Raw genomic sequence first — 4255 nt, forward strand, 5'->3', positions numbered from 1 at the left:
CCTCAGCACCAGGAAATGCACGGCCCACAGCAGCACCGAGGCGCCGATCACGGCCGCTGGGGTATTGCCTTCGCCAAAGATCGGGAAAAAGTAGCCCAGGGTGCTGAACAGCAAGACGAAGTAGCCGACGTTGCCCAGCCAGGCGCTGATCCAGTAGCCCCAGGCGGACGAGAAACCCATGTAGTCGCCGAACCCGGCCTTGGCGTAGGCATACACCCCGCCATCCAGATCCGGCTTGCGATTGGCCAGGGTCTGAAACACAAAGGCCAGGGTCAACATGCCCACGGCCGTAATAGCCCAACCAATAAGAACGGCGCCTACATCAGCACTGGCGGCCATGTTTTGTGGCAGGGAAAAGATCCCGCCACCAATCATTGAACCGACTACCAAGGCAACTAATGCGCCCAGCCGTAGTTTTCCGGGAGTGTCAGACATTGCATGACTCCGTTTGCAGGAGAGGAGAGGCGTCAGAGTAGAACTGTGAGTATTCAACCCACTGACTTAGATCAGTTCATCGCGACATTCCATTGATAATGAACGACTTAAGAAACCTGTCTGTCTTGGATGGCAGGCTGAAGAAGCGCATCCTAGAGGCTTCTTGAACCGCTAATAAAATGCCTTCTCATTAGCGTCGAGGGTTGACGCTAGTTCGTTTTCTCGAATGTGCAAGTATCTTGAAAGTACCCAGTTGGTTAACTGCAGTGATGGCACTTAGTGCATCTGTCAATGAAAAATCCCGGCTATTCAATGTCTTTACCCCTGCAACTCATGCGCTGTCATAAAAATGAGCGCTAATTGACTTGTATCAGTTAAAGACTGATGTGTCGTAGTTGCTTAGTTGGGTGTAGTTTTATTGCCAGATCGACTAATGGAGGCGGGAAAGGGATGTCACAACCGGCGCAGAAACTTCGACTCGGTGCCCTGATCGCCTTGGTGGTGGGCTCGATGATTGGTGGCGGGATCTTTTCTCTGCCGCAGAACATGGCGGCCCGGGCCGATGCGGGCGCGGTCCTGATCGGTTGGGGTATTACTGCGGTGGGCATGCTGACCCTGGCTTTCGTGTTCCAGACCCTGGCCAACCGCAAGCCTGAGCTGGATTCCGGGGTCTACGCCTATGCCAAGGCCGGGTTTGGCGACTACATGGGGTTCTCGTCGGCCTGGGGCTACTGGATCAGTGCCTGGCTGGGCAGCGTCGGCTACTTCGTCCTGCTGTTCAGCACCTTGGGCTACTTTTTCCCGGTGTTCGGCCAGGGCAACACCCCAGTGGCCATTGCGGGGGCTTCGTTGTTGCTGTGGGCCGTGCATTTCCTGGTGTTGCGCGGGATCAAGGAGGCGGCGTTCATCAATCAACTGACCACCGTGGCGAAGATTGTCCCGCTGCTGATGTTCATCGTGATTGCGGCCGTGGCGTTCAAGGCGGAGATTTTCACTCGCGACATCTGGGGCCGCAGCAACCCCAATTTCGGCAGTGTGATGGACCAGGTGCGCAACATGATGCTGGTCACGGTGTTCGTCTTTATCGGCATCGAGGGCGCCAGCGTCTACTCGGCCCGGGCGAGAAGCGCGCCGATGTCGGCCGCGCCACGGTGATCGGTTTTGTCGGGGTGCTGGCGTTGCTGGTGCTGGTCAATGTGTTGTCGCTGGGGATCATGAGTCAGCCGCAACTGGCCCAGTTGCAGAACCCGTCTCTGGCGGCGGTGCTGGAGCACATCGTCGGCCCTTGGGGAGCCTTGCTGATCAGCATCGGCCTGGCCATCTCCCTGCTGGGGGCGCTGCTGTCCTGGGCATTGTTGTGTGCGGAAATCCTCTTTTCCACCGCCCGCGACAAGACCATGCCGGCGTTCCTGACCAAGGAAAACGCCAACCATGTACCGGTCAACGCTCTCTGGCTGACCAACAGCATGATCCAGGTGTTTTTGCTCATCACCCTGTTTTCGGCGGGCACGTACACCAGCCTGATCTACCTGGCGTCGTCGATGATCCTGGTGCCTTACCTGTGGTCGGCGGCCTATGCGGTGTTGCTCAGCGGGCGCGGTGAAACCTACGAGCGTGCGTCCCGGGAGCGGTTCAAGGACCTGTTTATCGGGGCCATTGCCTTGAGTTACGCGGTCTGGTTGCTGTACGCCGGCGGGCTCAAGTACCTGCTGCTCTCGGCGCTGCTGTATGCCCCCGGCGTGATCCTCTTCGCCAAGGCTAAGCGTGAACAGGGCCAGGCCTTGTTCACCCCGGTCGAGCGCTTGATTTTTGCCGCGGTGGTGGTGGGCGCGGGGCTGGCGGCCTACGGTTTGTACAGCGGCGTATTGGCCTTGTAAGTCGAGGCCGTCTTGGCCGTCGACGTTACCACCACTGGGCCCGGTGGGAGCCCAGATCCACGGCCGGGCAGGCCCATTGCAAAGGGGTGCCGCTGATGTGCAGCGGCACGTGCAGGCGATGGGCCGGACCCCAATGGGTGGTCTCCAGCAGTAGCCCCTGATCCGCGGGCTCTTCGGCCCGGAGTGCAGGCTCTTGAGGGAGGCTTGGGTGATCCATCAGCAGTTTTGCGGTACGCGCCAGGGACAGGCGCGCCGAACGGCCCACTCCGCTCTGCAACTGCTCGGTCAGGGCCCGCAGCGCGCTCGCTGCCATCAGGTAGCCGGTGGCATGGTCCAGGGCCTGCACCGGCAGCGGAACCGGTTGCTGCGCCTGCTTCCAGGCCATGCCGGCGTCGGCCATGCCACAGCTCATCTGCACCAGGCTGTCGAACCCCCGGCGCTGCTGCCACGGGCCACTCCAACCATAGGCATTGAGGCTGATGTCGATCAGGCCCGGAGCCAGGCGTTGGCGTTCGTCGACACCGTAGCCGAGGCGCTCCAGGGCATCGGCGCGGTAGCCATGGATCAGAATGTCGGCTGCGGCCAGCAGGTGCTCGAAGGTGGCTCGGTCGGCCGCCACATGCAAATCGAGGCGGGCGCAACGCTTGCCCAGGGTCATTTCGGGGACCACTCCGGGCTCGTTCCAGTGGGGCGGGTCAAGGCGCAACACATCGGCACCGAGCCCGGCCAGAAAGCGGCTGGCCGTGGGGCCGGCAAGCACGCGGGTCAGGTCCAGCACCTTGATCCCGGCCAGCGGCCGGGCCGTCGAACCGTTCCAGTGGCGTTGCCGTTCAAGGGGGTGGGGAGCGAAGTGCACCAACGCTTCGGCGTTCACCGCACGGCCTTGCGGGTGGGCCTGCCAGTCTTGCCAGGCGCGCATTTCGGCGGCGCAGCCACCGGCCTCGACCACCGCCTGTTCCAGTTCGCCCTTGTTCCATTGCGCCACCTTGGCCGCCATGCTCGGGCGCTCGCTGGCGGGCCCCAATACGCGTTCGGCGGCAGCGCGGTGATGGGGGGCATTGGTGTGCAGGCGGATCCAGCCATCGCGGGTCGGGTAGTCGCCGGCAATCGGGTCCCACAGGGGCGGCACGCTCCAGCCGATGGGGCGCAGGGAACTGGAGAACCAGAAGGAGGCCAGGCGCCGGTCGACGCTGACGGCGGGCCGGCGCCCGGTCTGGCTGTGCAGCAGTTCGCTCAGGGCCTGGCCGGCGGCGGCCAGGCTGGCGCAGGCCAGGTCGGTCACCGCGAACGCCGAGGGCAGCGCGCCCTCGCCGGTCTGTTGCAGGGGCACGGTGGGCAGGCCCAGCGCGGTTTGCATGGATGTCAGCACAGCGGTCATGGCACGCCCTCCGAAACGGAGAGGCATTGCACCCCGAAACGCCCTGGCTGTCGAGAATCCGCGTTTGACCAGGGCGGTTTTTTTACACCCGGAACTGATCCATCAGCTTCATCTGGTGGTTGGCCAGGGCATTGAGCTGGCTGCTGATCTGCGCCGACTCGGTGGCCTGTTCGGTGAGGGTTTCGGTGACGCTGCGAATCGCCGAAACGTTGCGGTTGACCTCCTCGGCCACTGCGCTTTGTTGTTCGGCGGCGCTGGCGATCTGCAGGTTCATGTCACTGATTACGGTCACCGCGTCACTGATCTTGCCCAGGGCCTGGACCGCTTGCTGGATTTGTCCGGCGTTGTTCTGCGCCTGGCTCTGGCTCGAGTGCATGGTCGCCACCACGCCCCGGGTGCCGCTCTGGATGCGCTCGATCACCAGGCGAATTTCCTCCACCGAATCCTGGGTGCGCTTGGCCAGGTTGCGCACTTCATCGGCGACCACGGCAAATCCGCGGCCGCTTTCCCCGGCCCGGGCGGCTTCGATGGCGGCGTTCAGCGCCAGCAGGTTGGTCTGTTCGGC

3 protein-coding genes and 1 pseudogene are annotated in these 4255 nt (G+C 62.8%); 1 reads left to right on the top strand and 3 read right to left on the bottom strand.

Annotation, left to right across the window (positions count from 1 at the left end):
* Positions 1–435 (bottom strand): amino acid permease (locus M1B34_RS33570; RefSeq protein ID WP_268267421.1); only part of this gene is annotated, 435 nt, incomplete at its 3' end.
* Between the two features lie 450 nt (positions 436–885).
* Here M1B34_RS33570 and arcD point away from each other — a divergent pair.
* Positions 886–2312 (top strand): annotated as a pseudogene (gene arcD, locus M1B34_RS33575) (arginine-ornithine antiporter).
* 25 nt (positions 2313–2337) lie between these two features.
* Here the strand turns inward: arcD and M1B34_RS33580 are convergent.
* Complete coding sequence (locus M1B34_RS33580) at positions 2338–3690, bottom strand: CoA transferase (RefSeq protein ID WP_268267422.1); 1353 nt, start codon at positions 3688–3690, stop codon at positions 2338–2340.
* A gap of 82 nt (positions 3691–3772) precedes the next feature.
* On the bottom strand, positions 3773–4255 hold a 483-nt coding region (locus M1B34_RS33585), incomplete at its 5' end, for a methyl-accepting chemotaxis protein (protein ID WP_268267423.1).

It is taken from the genome of Pseudomonas morbosilactucae (genome assembly GCF_023241715.1).
Taxonomy (GTDB): domain Bacteria; phylum Pseudomonadota; class Gammaproteobacteria; order Pseudomonadales; family Pseudomonadaceae; genus Aquipseudomonas; species Aquipseudomonas morbosilactucae.